This window comes from Nitrospinaceae bacterium (assembly GCA_018669005.1).
Classification (GTDB): domain Bacteria; phylum UBA8248; class UBA8248; order UBA8248; family UBA8248; genus UBA8248.
This window is the reverse complement of sequence record JABJAL010000072.1, coordinates 1-18541: the sequence shown is the minus strand read 5'-3', so window position 1 is coordinate 18541 and position 18541 is coordinate 1. Positions and strand designations below refer to the sequence as shown.

The 18541-nt window shown below is 53.1% G+C and carries 22 protein-coding genes; 15 read left to right on the top strand and 7 right to left on the bottom strand.

Translation table 11 applies throughout. From position 1 onward, the window contains the following. The first annotated feature begins 83 nt into the window (after window positions 1-83). The 4 genes from HOJ95_09645 to HOJ95_09630 all read left to right on the top strand — a co-directional run bounded on the left by HOJ95_09645 (window position 84) and on the right by HOJ95_09630 (window position 1909). On the top strand, window positions 84-374 hold the full coding sequence (locus HOJ95_09645) for a hypothetical protein (protein MBT6394955.1): 291 nt from the start codon (window positions 84-86) through the stop codon (window positions 372-374). A 21-nt stretch (window positions 375-395) separates the two neighbouring features. Further along, complete coding sequence (locus tag HOJ95_09640; GenBank protein ID MBT6394954.1) at window positions 396-614, top strand: hypothetical protein; 219 nt, start codon at window positions 396-398, stop codon at window positions 612-614. A gap of 101 nt (window positions 615-715) precedes the next feature. Next, entirely contained in the window at window positions 716-1498 is a 783-nt protein-coding gene (locus HOJ95_09635) for a hypothetical protein (protein ID MBT6394953.1), read from the top strand. A 24-nt stretch (window positions 1499-1522) separates the two neighbouring features. Then, window positions 1523-1909: a CBS domain-containing protein gene (locus HOJ95_09630; protein MBT6394952.1), complete on the top strand. Its 387-nt coding sequence runs from the start codon at window positions 1523-1525 to the stop codon at window positions 1907-1909. A gap of 25 nt (window positions 1910-1934) precedes the next feature. Here the strand turns inward: HOJ95_09630 and HOJ95_09625 are convergent, their stop codons facing one another. Next, on the bottom strand, window positions 1935-2159 hold the full coding sequence (locus tag HOJ95_09625) for a hypothetical protein (GenBank protein ID MBT6394951.1): 225 nt from the start codon (window positions 2157-2159) through the stop codon (window positions 1935-1937). Window positions 2160-3168: 1009 nt separating this feature from the next. Between HOJ95_09625 and HOJ95_09620 the strand changes: the two genes are divergently transcribed. The 3 genes from HOJ95_09620 (at window position 3169) to HOJ95_09610 (ending at window position 5077) form a co-directional block, all read left to right on the top strand. Next, window positions 3169-3570 carry a CBS domain-containing protein gene (locus HOJ95_09620; protein ID MBT6394950.1) on the top strand — a complete coding sequence of 134 codons (402 nt, stop codon included), beginning with the start codon at window positions 3169-3171 and terminating at the stop codon, window positions 3568-3570. Between the two features lie 73 nt (window positions 3571-3643). After that, a complete protein-coding gene (locus HOJ95_09615; protein MBT6394949.1) occupies window positions 3644-4288 on the top strand; it encodes a methylated-DNA--[protein]-cysteine S-methyltransferase in 645 nt (214 codons plus the stop codon). A 213-nt stretch (window positions 4289-4501) separates the two neighbouring features. After that, window positions 4502-5077: a cysteine dioxygenase family protein gene (locus tag HOJ95_09610; protein MBT6394948.1), complete on the top strand. Its 576-nt coding sequence runs from the start codon at window positions 4502-4504 to the stop codon at window positions 5075-5077. Window positions 5078-5229: 152 nt separating this feature from the next. On the opposite strand, the gene HOJ95_09605 is transcribed toward HOJ95_09610, so the two are convergent. The 5 genes from HOJ95_09605 to HOJ95_09585 form a co-directional block, all read right to left on the bottom strand. After that, window positions 5230-6270 carry a flippase-like domain-containing protein gene (locus HOJ95_09605; GenBank protein ID MBT6394947.1) on the bottom strand — a complete coding sequence of 347 codons (1041 nt, stop codon included), beginning with the start codon at window positions 6268-6270 and terminating at the stop codon, window positions 5230-5232. Window positions 6271-6279: 9 nt separating this feature from the next. Beyond that, entirely contained in the window at window positions 6280-6960 is a 681-nt protein-coding gene (locus tag HOJ95_09600; GenBank protein ID MBT6394946.1) for a hypothetical protein, read from the bottom strand. Between the two features lie 92 nt (window positions 6961-7052). Then, on the bottom strand, window positions 7053-7757 hold the full coding sequence (locus HOJ95_09595; GenBank protein ID MBT6394945.1) for an SDR family oxidoreductase: 705 nt from the start codon (window positions 7755-7757) through the stop codon (window positions 7053-7055). Between the two features lie 24 nt (window positions 7758-7781). Then, a complete protein-coding gene (locus HOJ95_09590; protein ID MBT6394944.1) occupies window positions 7782-8153 on the bottom strand; it encodes a TfoX/Sxy family protein in 372 nt (123 codons plus the stop codon). Window positions 8154-8156: 3 nt separating this feature from the next. Next, window positions 8157-8867: an SDR family oxidoreductase gene (locus tag HOJ95_09585; GenBank protein MBT6394943.1), complete on the bottom strand. Its 711-nt coding sequence runs from the start codon at window positions 8865-8867 to the stop codon at window positions 8157-8159. A 365-nt stretch (window positions 8868-9232) separates the two neighbouring features. On the opposite strand from HOJ95_09585, the gene HOJ95_09580 reads away from it, so the two are divergent. From HOJ95_09580 to HOJ95_09565, 4 genes are all read left to right on the top strand, one after another. Beyond that, window positions 9233-11716 (top strand): tetratricopeptide repeat protein, encoded by a 2484-nt coding sequence (locus tag HOJ95_09580; protein ID MBT6394942.1) that lies wholly within the window; start codon window positions 9233-9235, stop codon window positions 11714-11716. Between the two features lie 241 nt (window positions 11717-11957). Further along, entirely contained in the window at window positions 11958-12686 is a 729-nt protein-coding gene (locus tag HOJ95_09575) for an HAD hydrolase-like protein (GenBank protein MBT6394941.1), read from the top strand. Next, window positions 12683-13351 carry a hypothetical protein gene (locus tag HOJ95_09570; protein MBT6394940.1) on the top strand — a complete coding sequence of 223 codons (669 nt, stop codon included), beginning with the start codon at window positions 12683-12685 and terminating at the stop codon, window positions 13349-13351. Before HOJ95_09575 ends, HOJ95_09570 begins: the two co-directional genes overlap by 4 nt. A gap of 9 nt (window positions 13352-13360) precedes the next feature. Next, the gene (locus tag HOJ95_09565) at window positions 13361-13873 is read left to right on the top strand and encodes a hypothetical protein (protein ID MBT6394939.1); all 513 of its coding nucleotides are present in this window, start codon (window positions 13361-13363) and stop codon (window positions 13871-13873) included. A gap of 70 nt (window positions 13874-13943) precedes the next feature. On the opposite strand, the gene HOJ95_09560 is transcribed toward HOJ95_09565, so the two are convergent. Then, window positions 13944-14144: a cold-shock protein gene (locus HOJ95_09560; GenBank protein MBT6394938.1), complete on the bottom strand. Its 201-nt coding sequence runs from the start codon at window positions 14142-14144 to the stop codon at window positions 13944-13946. A 208-nt stretch (window positions 14145-14352) separates the two neighbouring features. Between HOJ95_09560 and HOJ95_09555 the strand changes: the two genes are divergently transcribed. The 4 genes from HOJ95_09555 to HOJ95_09540 all read left to right on the top strand — a co-directional run bounded on the left by HOJ95_09555 (window position 14353) and on the right by HOJ95_09540 (window position 18537). Further along, window positions 14353-15237: an NAD(P)-dependent oxidoreductase gene (locus HOJ95_09555; protein ID MBT6394937.1), complete on the top strand. Its 885-nt coding sequence runs from the start codon at window positions 14353-14355 to the stop codon at window positions 15235-15237. A 69-nt stretch (window positions 15238-15306) separates the two neighbouring features. Next, window positions 15307-16230 (top strand): TRAP transporter substrate-binding protein, encoded by a 924-nt coding sequence (locus HOJ95_09550; GenBank protein MBT6394936.1) that lies wholly within the window; start codon window positions 15307-15309, stop codon window positions 16228-16230. Between the two features lie 119 nt (window positions 16231-16349). Then, the gene (locus tag HOJ95_09545) at window positions 16350-17492 is read left to right on the top strand and encodes an aminopeptidase P family protein (GenBank protein ID MBT6394935.1); all 1143 of its coding nucleotides are present in this window, start codon (window positions 16350-16352) and stop codon (window positions 17490-17492) included. A gap of 325 nt (window positions 17493-17817) precedes the next feature. After that, a complete protein-coding gene (locus HOJ95_09540) occupies window positions 17818-18537 on the top strand; it encodes a DUF1847 domain-containing protein (protein ID MBT6394934.1) in 720 nt (239 codons plus the stop codon). The last annotated feature ends 4 nt before the right edge of the window (window positions 18538-18541 follow it).

Here is an 18541-nt window from a genome sequence, read left to right as displayed (position 1 = left end):
TTTATTTTGGACGTAGACAGCGCCTGCCCGGCGATAATATGATAGCTGTGTCATCAACGATTAATTATCAAAGGAGATGCGCCATGGCGGCGAATACAGGTTTTATCGATCCCGCAGCGGGAAGCGCGAGCGTGGCGGTTTCGCTCGCGGTCAGACCGGGAGATCTCAAGGGCAAGGTTGTCGGTGTCCTCGACAACACCAAGGAGCAGGCCGAAGTAATTCTCCAGACGCTCGGAGAGGCCCTGCGCGACAAATACGGCGCCAGCGAAGTGATCATGCGCCGCAAGGAGCACTACTCAAAACCAGCTCCCCAAGAGATGATTGAGGAGATGGCCGAGAAGTGCGATGTGGTGATCTGCGCCCTTGGGGGCTGAGGCTCCTGCACGTTGTGCAGTGTGCACGACACCGTAGAGTTCGAAAAACGCGGCATCCCATCCACCACCGTAATCACCGAGGCGTTCCGGACGGCGGCGGACTTTCAGTTCAAAGGCAAGGGCATGGCGGGGCATCCCTACGTCCAGCTACCCCATCCGGTTAGTAACTTGACGACCGATGAAATGAAGTCCGTCACTGCCGGATTCGTTGACGAGGTGGCGGGTCACCTTAAAGGCTAGCCGCTTCCCGGGGCGCGGCCTCAAAAGAATTATCAGGATATCATAATACCCCGGAGAGCGTGGATGGTTCATGCTCTCCGGTTTTTTTTAGGAGGCGGCACATGCGCGAGTTCACGGAAATTAAATATAAATGTGAGGCTGGCCTCGCACGAGTAACAATCAATCGCCCGGATCGGCTCAACGCCCTCGGGATGAATCTGGCCGAGGAGTTCAATGCGCTGGGCGAGGCGCTTGCCGAGGAAAAACAAGTGCGCGTAGTGGTGCTCACCGGCGAGGGCCGCGCGTTCAGCACCGGTCGCGATTTGAAAGAGAGCGCCACCCACACAAAAGAGGACGCCGACCGCTACCAGCTCATCGGCATGGACGCGGTGACGAAGTGGGAGGCTCTCCCCATGCCCACCATAGCCGCCATCAACGGCCACACCTTCGGCTGGGGGATGGAGATTGCCCTTGCTTGCGACATTCGTCTTGTGGCCGAGGAGGCAACGCTGTGCTTTCCCGAAACGGCGCTCGGCGTGTTTCCCGGTGCGGGTGGAGCGGTAAGGCTGGCGAGGCTCATCGCACCAGGTGTCGCCAAGGAGCTGATATACACATCAAAAAGATTTGACGGTATAGAGGCGGCGCGAATTGGATTCGCCAACCGGGCCTACCCTGCCGATAGTCTGGTGGACGAGGCGCTTGCCCTGGCTGCCGCCATCGCCGCCAACGGCCCGCTCGGTGTACGAGGCGCAAAAAAAGTCATCGAGCAGACCCGTAACATGGCTATGGCTCAGGGGATAGCGTTCTCGAATGCCGTGCGTATGCCGCTCAACTTCACCAAAGATTTTGCCGAGGCGCTCGCCGCGTTCAAAGAAAAGCGCAAGCCAGAGTTTCGGGGCGAATAATTTCTTGTCGGGCGTGAGAAAACTATGAAAGTGCGCGAGTGTTTTTTGCAGGCGGTTTCTATGGTTGGGCCGGATGATGATGCCCGTGCGGCGTGGGTTGCGATGAACAAAAAAAATGCGCCCTGGGCGGCGGTGTGTGCCGAAGAGGGGCGTCTGCTCGGTCTTCTTAGGGGCGATGAGCTTTCTGTTCGAGTCAGAGTGCCTGAGGTTTTTCTGACGGCTGGGGAGCTTGCGGCCGAGGCGGTGGCTAGTGTCCGTGCGCTCCGTATTTCGCCGGACGAGGATCTTGATGAGGCGGCGCTTCGCATGGAGATGGCGGGTGCGGATGCCGCCCTGGTCGAGTCCTCTGGTAGGCCGCCCGGTGTTCTTGAACTTGAGCGTGCGCGCTCGAAGCTGTCAGGGCCGCTCTAGCGGCGGCAAGTAAAACATTCTTTTACTAATTCGGTGTTGCGCCTGGAAAGTCGGATTGAACAGGAACGTAGGTTGAGCGATTCTCTTCCCAGTCGTCTTTATAAAAATCGAGTTCAGCTTCAACGTAACGAGTCAGATCGTCAATCGGTAGCTTTTTATTGTTCTGATCTTTTGGCTCAACTTTTTGCTGGCGGTTGAAAATTCGTTTTCTGGGTTTCTTCTCGGGGCCACTCGTCGGCTGCTCTTTCATCTCCCTACACCCCTTCGCGTTTAATTCACTTCGAAAATTCATTATTTAACCCAAATGTTGATAGCCTGCGGAACGTTTTTTTGAGCGTTTCCCGTGATCGCACCATTTGTGATCGAGTGTATGGAGAGGAGGGCAAGCGCACCCAAGCAAACACCGAGAGCCGTTAACTTGAGATAGAGAAAAAACGAGCGAGGGCTGGGCGCCAGTTTCGTGTGTGCAAAATTTCCCCCAGCACCATAAGGGTATGAAACACCTCGGCACGCTAAGGGGTCTGTGCTGATTTTTTGTCTTGAACTGAATTTTCCGAGCTCTCTTTTTGCCTTCTTGTGATTCATTGTTCCCCCTTGCCCGGGCCCCCCGACCGAGTGTTGCTGAGTACTGTTTTTGGGCAACCCTGGCCTTGCTTTACTGGTGAGCCAGAGCCCTTTCACTTTTTATTTAAGCAACGCCCATGCCAAAAATAGACAATTGAGCTATTAAGTATGTAAGTATTTGATTTAAAAAAGGATAAATAAAATATTTATTAAAGGTCGAGAAAGTGAGGGTTCATTTTGGAAAACTGGCGTCAAATTAAAAGATAGAGAATTTTTAGAATTTAACTGGGATCGTCAAAAATTATATGGTCGATAAAAATAAAAATTATTAATAGAAAGTGGAAAATGCTATGAATCAGCTGGGCGCTTTTCTCGGAACAGAGACTATTAAGTGAGGGGGGTGGCACACTGACCCAGTTGGGGCAAAGAGTCTCCCGGCGAGATAGTTTTGGGGCGTTTTGGACCGATTTGAGGATGGAGGGGAAGGGCTGGCGCGTGCCTGAGTTCTCTTGGTGGAGGCCGGAGGATAGGAGGGGGTTAATTTTGTCCTGGTTTTATTGTGTTTACCGCTAACATTTATGAAATATCTGGCTGATGATTTTTTTAAAGTCCCAGTATCTCGCACGGCACGAAACTTGGAGTGATATTTAGTAGAGATATGCGCCCGAGGGGCAGGGGCGCGAAAGGAGGGAGAGATGAAAGTAAAAGAATTGATGGCCAGCCAGGTAGAAACCCTTGGTCGCAACGACACGCTCTCGTTTGCCGAGGATCTGATGAAAATGAAGCGATTTCGACACCTTCCCGTTCTTGAGGATGAACTTCTGGTCGGTATCGTGTCGCAGCGGGACTTGTTCCGGGCGGCGCTTTCCTCCGCCATGGGTTTTGGAACCAAGGCCCAGGGCGAGTACTTGAAAACGGTGCTGGTCAAAGAAGTGATGACTGATGAGGTTGTTACCATTCGTCCGGATGATGATATCACCAAGGCAGCAAAGAAAATGTTACGGGAAAAGATTGGCTGCCTCCCGGTGGTCAATGGCGACAAGCTAGTGGGCCTGATCAGCGAGAGCGATATCGTGCGGCTAGCTGCAGAAAGCTAACCCCACCAGGGTTGGCCCGAAAAACCTGAAATTCCATCTTGTAATGTAGTGCCTTTTGCGTTACGTTATAGGCATGAATATTAAGCGAAAATCCGAATTCTCCCATCCATTGAACATCCGGGTTTCCTTGGTGCAATTGGGCGAGATTCGCGAGGCGGCGGAGTTCGCTCAGGTATCTGTGTCGGGATGGATGCGTGATCGGCTGGGTGGGGCGGCGAGGCGGGAGATTCGAGAGGCGACGAAGCTGCAGCACGACAGGGGGATGAGCGAGCGGATTAACAACGAGGAGGTTGGCATGAAAAAAACGAATTCATCGGAGAAATTGATTGGTCAGGTGGCCAAGGAAATTTCGGTTGGCGCCGCAGGCGGTGCCTCGGGCGGCGGCGCAGGCGCAAAGGTGTCCGCCGTTCGAATGCTTAATGGGCGGGGCGGGGCAAAGCTTGATGATAGCGCCTTTGGCGGGGACCCTACGATTCTTCGCCAGGCGAGAAAAGAAATCGGGGAATATCTCAAAGGAAAAAGAACGGAGTTTGGCTTAAAGGTGGACTTATCGGGCCTGACCTCATTTTCTCGCGATGTTCTTCGCGCAGCTGAAAAAATCCCCTACGGCGAAACACGCTCGTACGGCTGGGTGGCGAAAGAGTCTGGACATCCCAAGGCCTCGCGTGCTGTGGGCGGTGCGCTTCATCGAAACCCGGTACCGCTACTCATACCCTGACACCGCGTCATTGCCAGCTCGGGCGAGCTGGGAGGCTTCGGGGCAGGTGTCGAGCTTAAGGCGGCGTTGATTGCGCATGAGCTACAATATGCAGGCTAGGAAATAGGAAAAACAGCATAGACCCAAGACGCGCAGGCTCATATCATGGAAGCGTAAATTTTTAGTCGCTGATAGTCGCTGATAGTCGCTGATAGTCGCTGAAGGAGATAGTGCATGCCAGAGTCAATGGAACGTTTCATCGGAGAGGTGCGCGAAATTGTTCGCGCGGGCGGCACGGAAGAAGAAATGACCGCCAGGGTGGCCGAGCGGCTTGGAAAAGTTTTGGACGATCCAGAGCTTCTCACCGAGGCGCAGCTACTTGTTAAAAAAGAGGGCTTCACCCTCAACTGTGTTCACATCGAGCAAGACGATAGTTTTTCCATCGGTGCGGGCATCTGGGATGTGGGCCAGACGACACCCGTCCACGATCACGGCACCTGGGGCGTGATCGGTATTGTCCGCGGGGTCGAGAAGGAAGAGAGTTTTCACCGAGAGGGGCCTCGCCTCATGGAAGGCCGCGCAGTGATCAAGCCTGCCGGTAGTCGGCTGGCAAAGCCCGGTGATGTGTTTGTCTGTTGCACCACCGACCAGGATGCCCACCGTGTCACCTGCGCCTCAGACGAGCCCGTTGTCGGCATCCATGTCTACGGCGACGACCTCGCTAAAATTCCCCGCCTGAAATACGATATCGACACCGGGGAAGTCACCTCTTTTCAAACGGGCTGGGACTATGCCAGCATGTCGGCCTGATAAAAATCAATCAAATAAAAAAAACCGGTAGCTTCCTCGGAAGTCGCCGGGTTTTTTTGTGGTGGAATTATTTTCGAAAAGGGGTTTTCTTTTGGGATTTAGTTATTCTTAATTTGAGGTTAGGTGAAGGTAGCCTGAAATTTTTTTGATGTTTAGGTGCCAGGTGTGGGTTTGGCAGGCGGGATGGCGACGGCGAAAAGGCTGCCGAGCAAAAGCGTTGGAATGACGCCGGTCAGGTGTAGTAGCGTGGCGTAGGCGAGCGCCTCGGCGGGGTCGATTCCGTAAAGCGTGGTTAATAGCTGGCTCACGAAAAAATGGGTTGTTCCGGTGCCGCCCGGCGATGGAAGCGAAAACGATATCGCCACGACGACGGTAATCACCACAGCATCGAGCAAGGAGAGCGATGATATTTTGCTCAGCGGAAATGCAAAAGTCAGCGTCCAGTTGGCGACGAAATAAAGGGCCCAGATTCCTGCCGTGAGGAAGAGCATCCGGAGGGCGCTTTCTTTAAGGAAAAGGCCCTGGAAGCCTTGAAAAAATTTCTCTCCCGCTTTAGCGAGATTCTCCGCTCGCGTAGGCCATATCTTACCCAGGGGGACTCGAAGCCAATCCGCTGCCCGCTTTGGATGGCTTCCAAATATCCAGACGACTACCAGCCCGATTAAGCCTGTTGCAGATACAGCTAGCATTGCTTTGCCCACCCCTGGAAAAATCTCTTCGAGGCGCTGTTGATAGAGCGGAAGAACCGAGGCAAAAAGCAGGCAGAGCGTCACAACATCAATCAGGCGCTCGGCCACGACCGAACTAAGGCCAGCGGCCAGCGATGTATGTGAGAATCTTTTGAGAAAAACGGCCCGCGCAATTTCTCCTCCGCGGGGAATCACGGTGTTGACCGCATAGCCGATGGTTGTGGCGAAAAAAGCGTGGCGTTTTCGAAGCTCTGGGTGGGAGGGCAGAAGCAATATCTTCCATCGCCAGCCGCGAATTACGATGGAAATAATTTGATAGGTAATCGCTCCTAGCACAGGAATGATACTGATTTTTTTCATGGCGTCGATGAATTTTCCCATCGGCGCATTTCTGAAAGATAGCCACAGGAACAGCGCCATAAGGGCCAAGCCCGCGAAAAGCTTCCACGAGATAATGGAACTATTTTCTGCGTCAGGAGATTCGTTTTCGGTGTTCTGATTCAATGAGGTTGCTCAATCGTAAAATTTGGAAACGGTGAGGTAGCCTTCTTTCGGAAGATTGACTACGACCGGAAGCTCCAATAGCCCTTTGAGCCGCTGGATGCTTCTGAGGTGGGCGAGTAGTTCCCAGTAAATCTGTCTAATAACCGCGATAAGCTCCATGGGGAAATTGCCGGGTGTATCCGGATCCTCGTGGACGCCGTAGGGATGCAGCTCGGCCAGCATCCGCCACAGGTCAATGGGCCGCTCGGGGGCATCCTCGCGCCAAATCTCGGTGTCCACCAGCCGGATACACGTGAGCGCGCGAAAAGACTCCGGAGTCTGGCGGTCTAGAATTTCAATGCAAAAATCAAACATCCTACGCGTGTGCGCGATGAGCGAGGCGCGATCCGGGCAAATCTCGGGCGGAACATGGCGGCCACCACGCTCGGCGATGGTTTTCATGTCCACATCGGGCAGGCTGTATCCTTGAGCCTCAAGGCTCTCGCGAAATATCCCGAGGAGCCAGCGACAAGGAACGCAAGCGATATGTCGAAGTTGAACCTCTGCCGACCAGCGCGCCCATACGGGCTCATCCTGGCAAAAATCCATCCGCGCCTCCGGGAAGTCGGCTAGCTCGTTGGCGAGTAAATCACCTGCAGCCGAAAGCCCCTTGCGAAGATGTTTGATCTCGTCGTTAATTTCTGCACTCAAAGAATTATTTCTCCTTAGCCCTTTGAGAATTAAAGCATCATTTACGCTGGCACAGGTTTTACACGAAACAGGTTCGCTCGGCGATTGCCATCCTACCAATCGAATGGTTTTCGGTCGAAATAAAAGCCACCCGTTGGCCCATCGTCCGGGAGCAGAGCGAGCCATACCGGGGTATCTGCTCCATCTTCGAGTTCTCGAACCGCGTTTGGCCCACCCATGTCGGTTTTTACATGACCCGGATGAACTGAATTCACCAAAATGCCCGAGCCCGAAAGCTCGTCGGCGAGGATGCCCGTTACCGCGTTCAGGGCTGTTTTGGTGATGCGGTAGGCCGGGGATCCGCCCTTCATTTTGGCGAGCGAGGCCATGCCGCTAGAGAAATTGACGATTCGCCCGGCCGCGCTTTTCTTGAGTAGCGGAATAAGCCGCTGACAAACCGCCAAGGGGCCATAAACGTTTGCTTCCATCATTTCACGAAGGGTGTCGATGCTGACGTCCTCGCCGCGTGTGCCCTGGTCCGTCCGGATGGCGGCATTGTTGACCAGAATATCGAGGTGCCCAAATTCCCTTTCGATAAACGTGCCGAGCTTGTCGATACTCTCTGGCGAGGTTACGTCCAGTGGATGAAAAATGGTTTCCGCGCTCGCGGCTTTTAGTTCCTCGATGGCGGTTTTTCCCCGGCCCTCGTCCCGGGCGGTTAAGACAACCCGAATTCCCTTGGTCGCTAGCTGGCGGCAGACCTCCTTGCCGATTCCCTTGTTGCCGCCCGTAACGACCGCGATTTTTTCATCACTCATTGAAACACTCCTTTAAAGGTATTGTTATGAATCCAATTTCTTCCGGCCCCTTCGGGCGCGGGCATTTTCTTTAATAAGCGTAGCTTCTTGTTGTGCGGCGATGGCCTCAAGCGCCCATTCGGCCAGCGCATCCGCGTCCTCAATAATATCGACGGGAACCTCCCAGAGCGTCTTGAGTGTAACCTTGCTCCTCGGGCGAAACGGCCCCATCCCCTCCGCCTCGTATCGGGCGCGGGTATTTTCGCTTGTCTTGAAATAAAGGCGCTCTTTGAAAACGATACCGAAAAACACCCCGCGGTGGCTGATGTGCCAGCCGCCGAACATTCGCCGGGTGTCAATATCGCCCAGGCCGCTTAGTTGATCCACCACGAAGGAGAGTAAGTTGTCTTTCGTCATTCCTCACCAGGCGTGGGGTTTTCTGTCCTGAAAAAATCCCTTGTTCGGCCCGCCCTTATCCTGAAGCGCTAGCCACACAGGGGTGTCCGCACCCTCTTCCCAGGAGTTGGGCGCGCCGGCGGCGCCCATGTCGGTGCGAACCCAGCCGGGGCAGGCGGCGTTCACCGTGACGTTCGTATCCCGAAGGTCCTCGGCCATAATCTGCGTGAGTGCGTTGAGCGTGGCTTTCGTCATCCGGTAGGCGGCGTAGCCACCCCCCTGCAGGTTGGCCATCGAGCCGAACCAGCTCGACACATTAACGATTCGCCCGGTGGGGCTAGCTTTGAGCAGCGGCACAAGGGCCTGGCTCACGCGAAGCGCTCCGTATACGTTCGTGTCCATCATCTCTTTGAGCGTGCGCAGGTCCACCGTTAGCGAGGTTAGCGAGCGATCATTCAAAATGGCCGCGTTGTTGATCAAAATATCGAGGTGTCTGTATTCCTCGGTAATAAATACCTTGAGGGCGTACACCGAGACGTCATTGGTGATGTCGAGCTGGTGAAAGTGAACATCAAGCCCCTGGCTACGAAGCTTGTCCGCCGCCTCGCCGCCGAATCCTTCGCTCCGTGCGGTCAAGATAACGCGAACCCCCGCCTTCGCCAAAAGCTGGCAGGCCCCAAAGCCCACGCCTTTGTTGCCGCCCGTTACGAGGGCGATTTTTTTAATTCCGGCCATAGCCACCTCTTTGCCCGGCAGATTTTTCTTGTTCTGTATCCTCATGGTATATCACACCTACTCCAAAGAGTAACAAAACCAAGGGAAACGGGCTGCTTTCAATAGCGAAATACGAAATCTCTTTTTATCTATTTTTGCCTGTTTTTAGTGGCTCGTAGTTACAAGTTTGGCTAAAGGGTACGGCCAAATAGAACCAGTTTGTCGAGGCAGTGGGGTAGGACTGCGGATTAGTAATCCGTAGGTCAAGAAACTACGGCACCTTCCCAAGCATCGGTCATAATTTGAGAAGTGGAGAGCACTCCTGCATAATTTCGGTAAATATACTAAAATAATGCTTTAATTCGCTAAACAGGAAACGCTTGACAGTGACTCGTAAGCTCAGTTCTTCGTCCAAGAAGTCCCGAAAACCTCGCCGCCGCCGGTCTTCTAAGAGCCAATTCCACCATTCAGCCAAAGCGAATTCAATCGAAATTGCCAAACAGTATCATCGGTCTGGCAGTCTCTTGAAGGCAGGGGAGATTTGCCAGAGCATTTTAAATCTGGATCCGAATAATGCGGAAGCGCTGCATCTTCTTGGTATAATTTCCTACCAAGAAGGAAAAAATGAAAACGCTGTTGATCTCATGTCGAGGGCTCTCGACATCAATCCCGATTTTACCGATGCACATAGCAACCTTGGCATTGCGCTCCATGACCTCGGAAAACTGGATGAAGCCGTCGCCAGCTACCGCAAGGCCCTCGACATCGAACCCAATTCCCCCAATGCGCTTGGCAATCTTGGTAGTGCGCTCCGGGATCTCGGGAAACTGGATGAAGCCGTCGCCAGCTACCGCAAAGCTCTTGATATCAGTCCCAATTTCGTCGGTGCGCATAACAATCTTGGCACTATAATCAGAGAACTGGGAAATCTGGATGAGGCCGTCGCCAGCCACCGCAAGGCCCTCGACATCGATCCCAATTTCGCCAGTGCCCATAACAATCTTGGCATTGCGCTCCGGGATCTCGGAAAACTGGATGAGGCCGCCGCCAGCTACCGCAAAGCTCTTGACATCGATCACGATTTCACCGATGCGCATAACAATCTTGGTGTTGCGCTTAATAACCTCGGAAAACTGGATGAAGCCGTCGCCAGCTACCGCAAGGCCCTCGACATCGATCCCGATTTCGCTGATGCGCATAACAATCTTGGTGTTGCGCTCGGGGAACTGGGCGAGCAGGAGGAGGCCATCACATGTCACCGGCGTGCGACAATCCTCAATCCCCAGAATGACTTGTTCTGGGATAGTTTGGCTTGGACTTTAGAATCTATTTCGTTCACTTCTGTTGATGACATTATCTTACAGGACCTGTTGTTTCTATTAGGGCGGCCTACGGTGCACCCTGGCTATTTAGTTCGGCCAATTATTAGCGCGCTTCGCTGTCACCCTGGTTTTTCGCAGATTTTGGAGGCGGCAAGCTCTGGGAGACTGGAGATTGGAATTGCTTACAGGGACGCGGTCGAGCAGCTCTCGACAATCCCTCTTTTTCTCCGGATCATAGAATTGATCCATATCGATGACTTGGAAATAGAGCGGATGCTCACGTTTTTGCGTCATGCAATGTTAGAAGAGACAATGGCGGAAAAAATGGATGAAATGGCCCTACCATTTTCAGCGGCCTTGGCTCTCCATTGTTTTACAAATGAATACGTTTTCTCCGAATCCGATAAAGAAAAGGTCGTGGTCGAGCAGCTCCAGGAAAAAATTGCAGCGTTGTTGGAAAAGGAACAGGAGGTTCCTCCATCGTTCGTTGCCGCTCTAGGTGCCTACAGACCGATTTATAGCTTTTCCTGGGCCCAAGAATTGTGTAAACGCGATTGGGCAGGCAACATCAAGGAAGTGATAGAGCGGCAGATATTAGAACCACAGGTCGAGCGGTCTTTGCGTTCTCAAATACCTAGCTTGACTCCCATACAAAATGCTGTTTCCCAATCTGTTCGAGAACAATATGAGGAAAACCCATACCCACGCTGGGTCAAGACAGGCTTAGCGGCTAAGGACCGTACGGTTGGCGCCGTTTTGCAGGGGGCGCCATTTTACTTTGATCTGGGAGACTATAACTCTCCCGCAAGCCCGCAAATCTTGGTAGCGGGCTGTGGTACGGGTCAGCATGCCATAGGAACAGCGTCCAGACTCTCAAACGAGGGTGTGCTAGCCGTGGATTTGAGCTTGAGTAGCCTCTCCTATGCCTCTAGAAAGACTGTTGAGCTCGGATTCTCGAATATCGAATATGTTCAGGGAGACATCATGGAACTTGGTGATCTCGGGCGGCAGTTCGATATCATCGAATGTGCTGGAGTCCTCCACCATCTAGGCGACCCGTTGGCCGGATGGCGGGTCCTGGTGGACCTTATGCAACCCGGGGGACTCATGCGGATCGGTTTATATAGCGAAACCGCACGCCAGCATATCATTAGTGGGCGTTCCCTAATTTCAGAGAAGGGGTATTCGTCGACCTCTGAAGACATTCGCCGTTGTCGGCAAGAAATCATAGCTTTGGCTGAAGATGGAAATCGGAAGATGGAAAGAATATGCACTAGCCCTGACTTTTTCAGCTTAAGCAATTGCCGCGATCTACTTTTCCATGTCCAGGAGCACCACTTTATGCTGCCGCAAATCGAGGAGGCCTTACAGGTTCTCAAGTTGGAGTTCCTTGGTTTTGAAATGCGGAGCCAAATAGTGATGAGGAAGTTCAGGAAATCTAACCCGAACAAGCGCTCGCTAACTTCACTCTCCTTGTGGCATAAATTTGAACTTGAAAATCCCTATACGTTCTCTCGTATGTATCAGTTCTGGTGCAAGAAGATGTAGGTTGGGTGGGACAACAAGAAGTCAAAACACCAATCCTATATATGGTTTTTTTGTCTCCGAAAGGAGAATTGTATTTGATTCGCTCTTTTGGGTTGTTTTTAGAATTTATCTTGAAATTGTTGTAGCAGCATAAGAGCAAAGGTGAATTGAACAAAATCGAGAATATTTTGCGAGCCTCCTTTCATGGCTTATCAGGTGGAGCGCGGTTGTCGCTCTACATTTTTTAATCGGGTGAATCTGAATGAATTTCACGATCAATGTTTTACTCTTTGATATTGACGGCACAATTCTGCTCTCGGGCGGGGCGGGCCGGAAGGCGCTCGACGCCTCTTTTGAGGCGCTCTGGGGGGTGCCGGGTGCCATGGGCGCAGAGAGCCCCCACGGCAAGACTGATTTTTTGATTTGCCAGGAGATGTTTCGTGATCATTTGGGGCGCGAGGGAACCTCTGAGGAGTGTGAACGTTTGCTCGAAGGCTATGCGGGCACTTTGGCGTCTGAGGTGGCGGGGTCCGAGCGTTATGAGGTGATGCCTGGTGTTCCAGAGTTACTTGAGGCGCTTGATGGCCGGCCCGATGTCATGTTGGGGCTTGGTACTGGAAATATCGAGACGGGCGCGCGGATCAAGCTGGACCGGGCGGATTTGAACCGCTATTTCCCGTTTGGCGGATTCGGCTCGGATGCGCCCGATCGAGCTGGCCTGATAGAGGCTGGTTTTAGGCGCGGTGAGACGCGGGCGCGCTCTGAGCGTCCCGGAGCTGAGATTGTCCGCTGGGTGGTTGGGGATACCTGGCGGGATGTCGAGGCGGCCAGGGCTTGCGGCGCACGGGTTGCCGCCGTCGCGACGGGTGGCGACACTCTTGAGGCGTTGGAGAAAACAAAGCCTGATTTTTTGTATTCCGATCTTTCGGATATCGGACGGTTTCTCTCAATGCTGAGCGAGGATGTGCCTCCTGGAAGCCCGGCCGGATGAGTGCCTATCCTGAAGCTGTCTCCGAGGTCGCCGAGGTTTTCCGCCTGCTCTCGGGGTGGGTGCGAGATGAGATAGCGGGTCTGACACAAGAGCAGCTTGCGCGGCGGGGTCCTGAGGAATGGGCCAGGTGGTCTCCTCACTATCAACTGAGCCATATGGCCTATATCACGACGCGATGGTTTATGGTGCTCTACGGTGCCACCGCGCTCCCCTGGCATCCGGTGGATATGAGTCAGTTTGGTAGCTTCACTAATACCCCGGAGGATGATCGCAGGTTCTCAGCAGAGTGCTACGCGGATGTCTGGTGGCTACTGGCAAGGCTTGAGGAGGCTTGTGGCGCGGCGGCGGCGCGGTTAGATGACTTTCAACCCGAGGAGGAGGAGACTCTGGTATTTGTTTTCGGTAAGGAGTCCTTTGTCGGCGCGACCAAAGAGCGTGCGCTCGACCTCTGGGAGCGCAATGCGATTTGTCATCCAGGCGGTGTGGTCCTCGATTTGGAGCAAGGTGAGGTTCTGCTCACCACCCTTGCTACGCTGCGCCATGTTCTTTGGGATGATTTGATTCACCTGCGCTCTGTTCGGATGCACCGCGAGGCGATGAATCTTGCGCCCGTGCATCCCGATGCCCCGGTGGGTGGATATGCCCCCGCCTACCCTGTTAGCTGAGGCGATACCATGTCTGTCGTTTCGCCTGCGCCGAAGAAAATTTTTTTCTGGCTCTTTGCGGGAGTATTTGTCGCACTGGTTTCGGTTTTTTTGTTCTGGGCCGAGCCGCTCTTTCTTAAGCAAAAAGGCGCGCAGGCGCAGCTTCGGGCACGCGCTGCCAGCCTTCGCGGCGGCCCGCCGAGCGCGGTGGTTTCGGATGTTGGCAGGATGCTTAAAGATTTTCTTGATGCGTCCAAACATGCCAGCCGGGTGGAAGTGAAGGTCGAGGAGGCCACGGCGTCCCGGCTCGGGATAACCTTAAGCTTGCCCCGCTCGGCACGCAGCGAAAAGATTTTGCGGCGGCGCGGGAAAACGACTGTTAGGCTCGCAGCCAGTTTGCTTGAGAGCGCAGGAATCGCAGGAGTGAGTATTGTCGTGAGGATACGCAGGCGAAAAACCGCCGCAGGCCAGAGCGAGCCCGCCGGTGCGGCATCCCGAGAATCGGGATCAGGGGCGGTTATTTGGGGCAGCCAGAATAATTAGCAAACCAACGTTATAAGAATAAAAACGGCGGCCGAAATCGACCGCCGTTTTGTCTTCGAAGGTTATGGAGCTACGACTTCATGACATTCGAAGCCTGGAGCCCTTTGGGGCCTTCGACAATGTCGAATGTTACAGACATTCCCTCCTCCAGGGTCTTGAAACCATCCCCTGAGATCGCGGAGAAGTGGACGAATACGTCATCCCCATCTTCCTGAGAAATGAAACCGAAGCCTTTTGAGTCGTTAAACCACTTTACTGTTCCTTGTGCCACCTTTGATTCTCCTGCAATCTAGCCAGTGCGGCCCGAAATGTCCCTGTGACATATTGGGGCCAACACTTAAAATGATGCTGCCCACGCCATTCGTGGAAGATTTATTTATACTACAAGACATGTTTTTGTGCAAGATAGTGAAAAAATACCTATTAATCGAAAATGTATACTAAAAACAAGGGGTGCATTTTTCTAAGGAGATACAAATATGCCAATTCAAACCGTTGCAATCATGAGTCCCGGGGAAATGGGGCATGCTGTTGGCCGAGTGTTGATTGAGGGTGGCCTAGAGGTCATCGCCTGTCTGGAGGGGCGGGGTGATTTGACCAAGAACTTCGCCGCAAAGGCTGGAATCCGGGATGCCGGGAGTCTTGAAACGATGGTCGGGGAGGCCGATCTGGTGCTTTCCATCGTTCCGCCGGCCAAATCGGTGGAAACCGCTGCCGCTGCCTCCCGGGCGATGCGCAGCGCAGGCAAGACGCCGCCGTATGCCGATTGCAACGCGGTGTCACCTGACACGACACGGCTTGTTGGAAAGGAGATTACTCGCGCTGGCGCCGAGTATATTGACGGCGGCATCATCGGTGGGCCTCCCAGCAAAAACTCGGTGCCCCGATTTTATGTCAGCGGACCAAAAGCCTCTTTGATGAGTGAGCTCGACGGCAAAGGGATAGCCGTGCGCCCCATCGGGGATGAAATTGGCCGCGCCTCGGGCCTCAAAATGTGCTACGCCTCGATGACGAAGGGCACGCTGGCGCTTCAGGCGGCGGTGTTCACCACAACCGAGGCACTGGGGCTGACGAGTGAGTTGAAGAATGAACTTATGGAAAATAGCGAGGGGCTTTTTGAAAAGATCGAAAAAGGCACCCGGCGATTGCCTTCCGTCTCGGGTCGCTACATCGGAGAGATGGAAGAGATCGCCGCGACCTATGCTGCCGTCGGTATGACGCCGAAATTTCATCAAGGGGCTCTTGATGTATATCGATTTCTTGTCTCAACGCCCCTCGCCGAGGAAACTTCCGAGACAATCGACGCCAGCCGGACCTTGGAGCAGACGGCAAAAGTTTTTGTCGACCATCTACCGATGAAATAAGGAAACAACTCTTTTCATAAAAGCCGTGTCAGTCTTAGCCATAAATATCTGTGCAAGCAGGGGAAATATATGTCTTTGAGCAAGCCAATACAGATTCGAATGGGAGGATACGGTCCTCCGACAACTTCATTTAGCCAGGCACTCAAGTTGATTGGGGATCGCCTTGAGGCGCAATTTGGCGATGCTGTTGATATTAAGTACATCTGGAATATTCTCGATCTCGGATACCGTGGCGAGGATATTTTGTGGCTGGCAGAACATGGCTTTCTCACGATTGCCTACCAATCGACAAGCTATCTGACGGATCGTGTCCCGGAGCTGGGTTATGTAGATTTGCCCTATCTATTCGATACGAATGAAAAAGCGAGAACGGCTATCGATGGGGCGCTGGGAAAATACCTCACACAAAAAATTGAGGAGCGCGTGAATTACCGAGTTCTTGGATATTTTGAGAACGGCTTCCGGCAAATCTCAAACCAGTTACGCCCGGTGCATACCCCGTCCGACCTGGCTGACATGCGGATTCGCGTTCTTCCAAGCGATGTCCAGGCCCGCAGTTTTGAATTGATGGGGGCAAAGCCGCTTCGCCAGGATCTTTCCGATGTCATCAAGGCAATCAACGACGGCAAAATTGATGCGCAAGAAAATCCACTGGCAAACACCGTAACTTATGGGGTTCACAAGCTTCACCCCTACCACACGATTACCAACCATTTTTATATTTCTCGCGGCATCTTTGCGAACCGTACGGCGTATTATGGCTGGCCAGAGGAATTTAAAGAGGCCATGAATGAAGCGGTGCAAGAGGCTGTGGTTTTTCAGCGCGGCCTTGCTGTGGAAGAGGCGAAAGAGGCAAGAGCGTCCATCGAAAAGCAGGGTTGCGAGATTGTTGATCTTACCCCTGATGAACACGATGAATTTGTAAAAGCGGTCAAGCCGCAGCTTGACGATGCGCGTCAAGTCTTTGGAGATGAAATTTTGAGTTTTAGATAAGTTGCAATTCCGCGACGCATCAAAACTCCAATCGAATAAAATATATATTGAACCGCATAAATTTTTAAAGGACGCGGCAATTTAATTTTATTCAATGAATATTCGGTAAAGGAGATTAGATGGATCTTCCCTACGATAGTTCAAGACTTGATCGCCTGATGGACGAGGCGGGCGCCGACGTCCTGCTGGTGGGAACGCGCCACAATATTCGTTACTTGTGCGGCGGGTACTACTATCATTTCTACGCCCGCTTCACGGCGGTTGCTCAAGCTGTCTATACCCCGTTGTTGGGAATTCCTAAAAACCAACCCGACAAAGCATTTTTTGTCGGTATCGCGGGCGAGGTTGGTCAGATCAATGACCAAGATGTTTGGGTGCCCGAATTTATTAGTGCCGGTGCAAACGTCAGGCCGAACCCGATTGCTTCTGCCCAAAAAACAGCCGAAGCCATCAAGGCGCGCGGACTCGAAAAAGGCACCATCGCGACCGAGTTTCATTTTCTTGCATCCACTACGATGGACTGTCTGAGAAAAGAATTGCCCGACGCTACCTTCATTGAAGTGATGCCTATCATGGAAGAGCTTCGGGCCATCAAAACCCCGGAAGAGCTTGCCATTATGAACCGCATTACCCAGGCCGACTCCGAGGCCATCCAGGAGTCCTTCCGCAATTCGCCACAAGGCGCCACTACTTTTGAAATCGCTTCCATGGTCGAGCAGGAGATGACAAAGCGGGGATTGCTCTTTCTTTGGGTATTTACTTGCGCGGGCAACACGATGTTGCGCTCGCCCTCCGAGAAGGTTTGGGAGATGGGTGAAGTACTCCATCTCGACGCTGGGGGTGCTTACGACGACTATCTCACCGATGTATGTCGAATGGGGGTCCGGGGCGAGCCGACGCCTTTGGCCGATGAGATTTACAAGGCCTGCCTGTCGACTCAAGACAAAGTGCGGGCGGCCATCAAACCCGGTGCCGTATGCGGTGACCTTTTCGAGTTTGGCAATAAAACCTTCGGGGAAACAGACTTTGGGGATCTTGGCTACTTTATTATCCACGGCGTTGGTCTTGTCTCACACGAGTTGCCGCGCTTTGCCCAGGGTGTTGAGCGCAAACTTGAGGAGGGCATGGTGATCTCGGTCGAGACGGATGTGCGGCATCCCGATGTGGGATACGTCAAAATTGAGGATACAGTTGCCGTCACGGCAGACGGCTGCGTTGGTATGGGAGATCTTGGCCGCGAAAACTGGGCCATTGTGGATTAGGTTTTTCCCAAAATTTATGGTGATTCGATTCTGAAATGAGTTTGGACTCAATTTTTTGAATCTCATGACTGCCAGTTTGCCGGGGAGGTGCGCTGGCACTTCAGGCGGCGAAAATCTTTGCCGGACCCATTTGTCGATGAAATAAGGGCCCCGCAGCAAAGCGAAAAAGGGTATTTTGCTTTTCCAGTTCAGGGGAAAAGTGATGCGTTGGCCTAAATAGTGGAGATTCGGGTCTTATTAAACTATATTATAGATGCTTCTATCTCGTGCGTGCCGAAGTTATCCAAAAGGCGCACCACTCAGGAATTTCGGGAGGTTTTCAATTATGAGCTATGAAAATCCGGGATGTGCATATTGCCCGTCAGAGGTGCGCGCCTGCCGGGTAGGCGAAGGTGAGGAGCGAGGGCCGGGATTTTGTCCATCTAATATAGCCGAGGAAGATCTTTGTCTCGCCATGTACAGATACAACGATCCTTTCGTGCTTCAGGTGGCGCAGGAGTCCGCTCGGGTAGAGAGCGAGGGCTACTGCGAGTGGACGCGTGTCGAGGAGATTTGTCAGTTCGCCAAGAAGATGGGATTTAAAAAGATCGGTATTGCGACATGTATCAGCTTTGTTGATTTGGCTCATGTTCTTAGTGCCATACTGGAGAGCCACGGTTTCGAGGTGGCTTCCGCCGCATGCAAGAACGGCGGCATCGCTAAGGAAAAGATTGGGCTATTGGAGGAGGAAAAAATCAGGCCCGGTGGACATGAGTCGATGTGCAACCCGGTTTCGCAGGCTGAGCTTCTCAACAGCGCAGATTGTGATTTAAATATCGTGCTAGGCCTGTGCGTTGGGCACGACAGCTTGTTCTGTAAATTCTCAGAAGGGCTCGTCACAACCCTTGTGGCCAAGGATCGGGTGCTGGCTCACAACCCGGTGGGCGCGCTTCACCTTGCCGACACATATTTTCAAAAAGTTTGGGGCCCCGAGCGGCTAGAGTCGCTACCCTCGCTGCCAGCCGAGGGTAGAAAGAAGGCCGCCACTAAAAACGGCCAAGCCTAGTGGG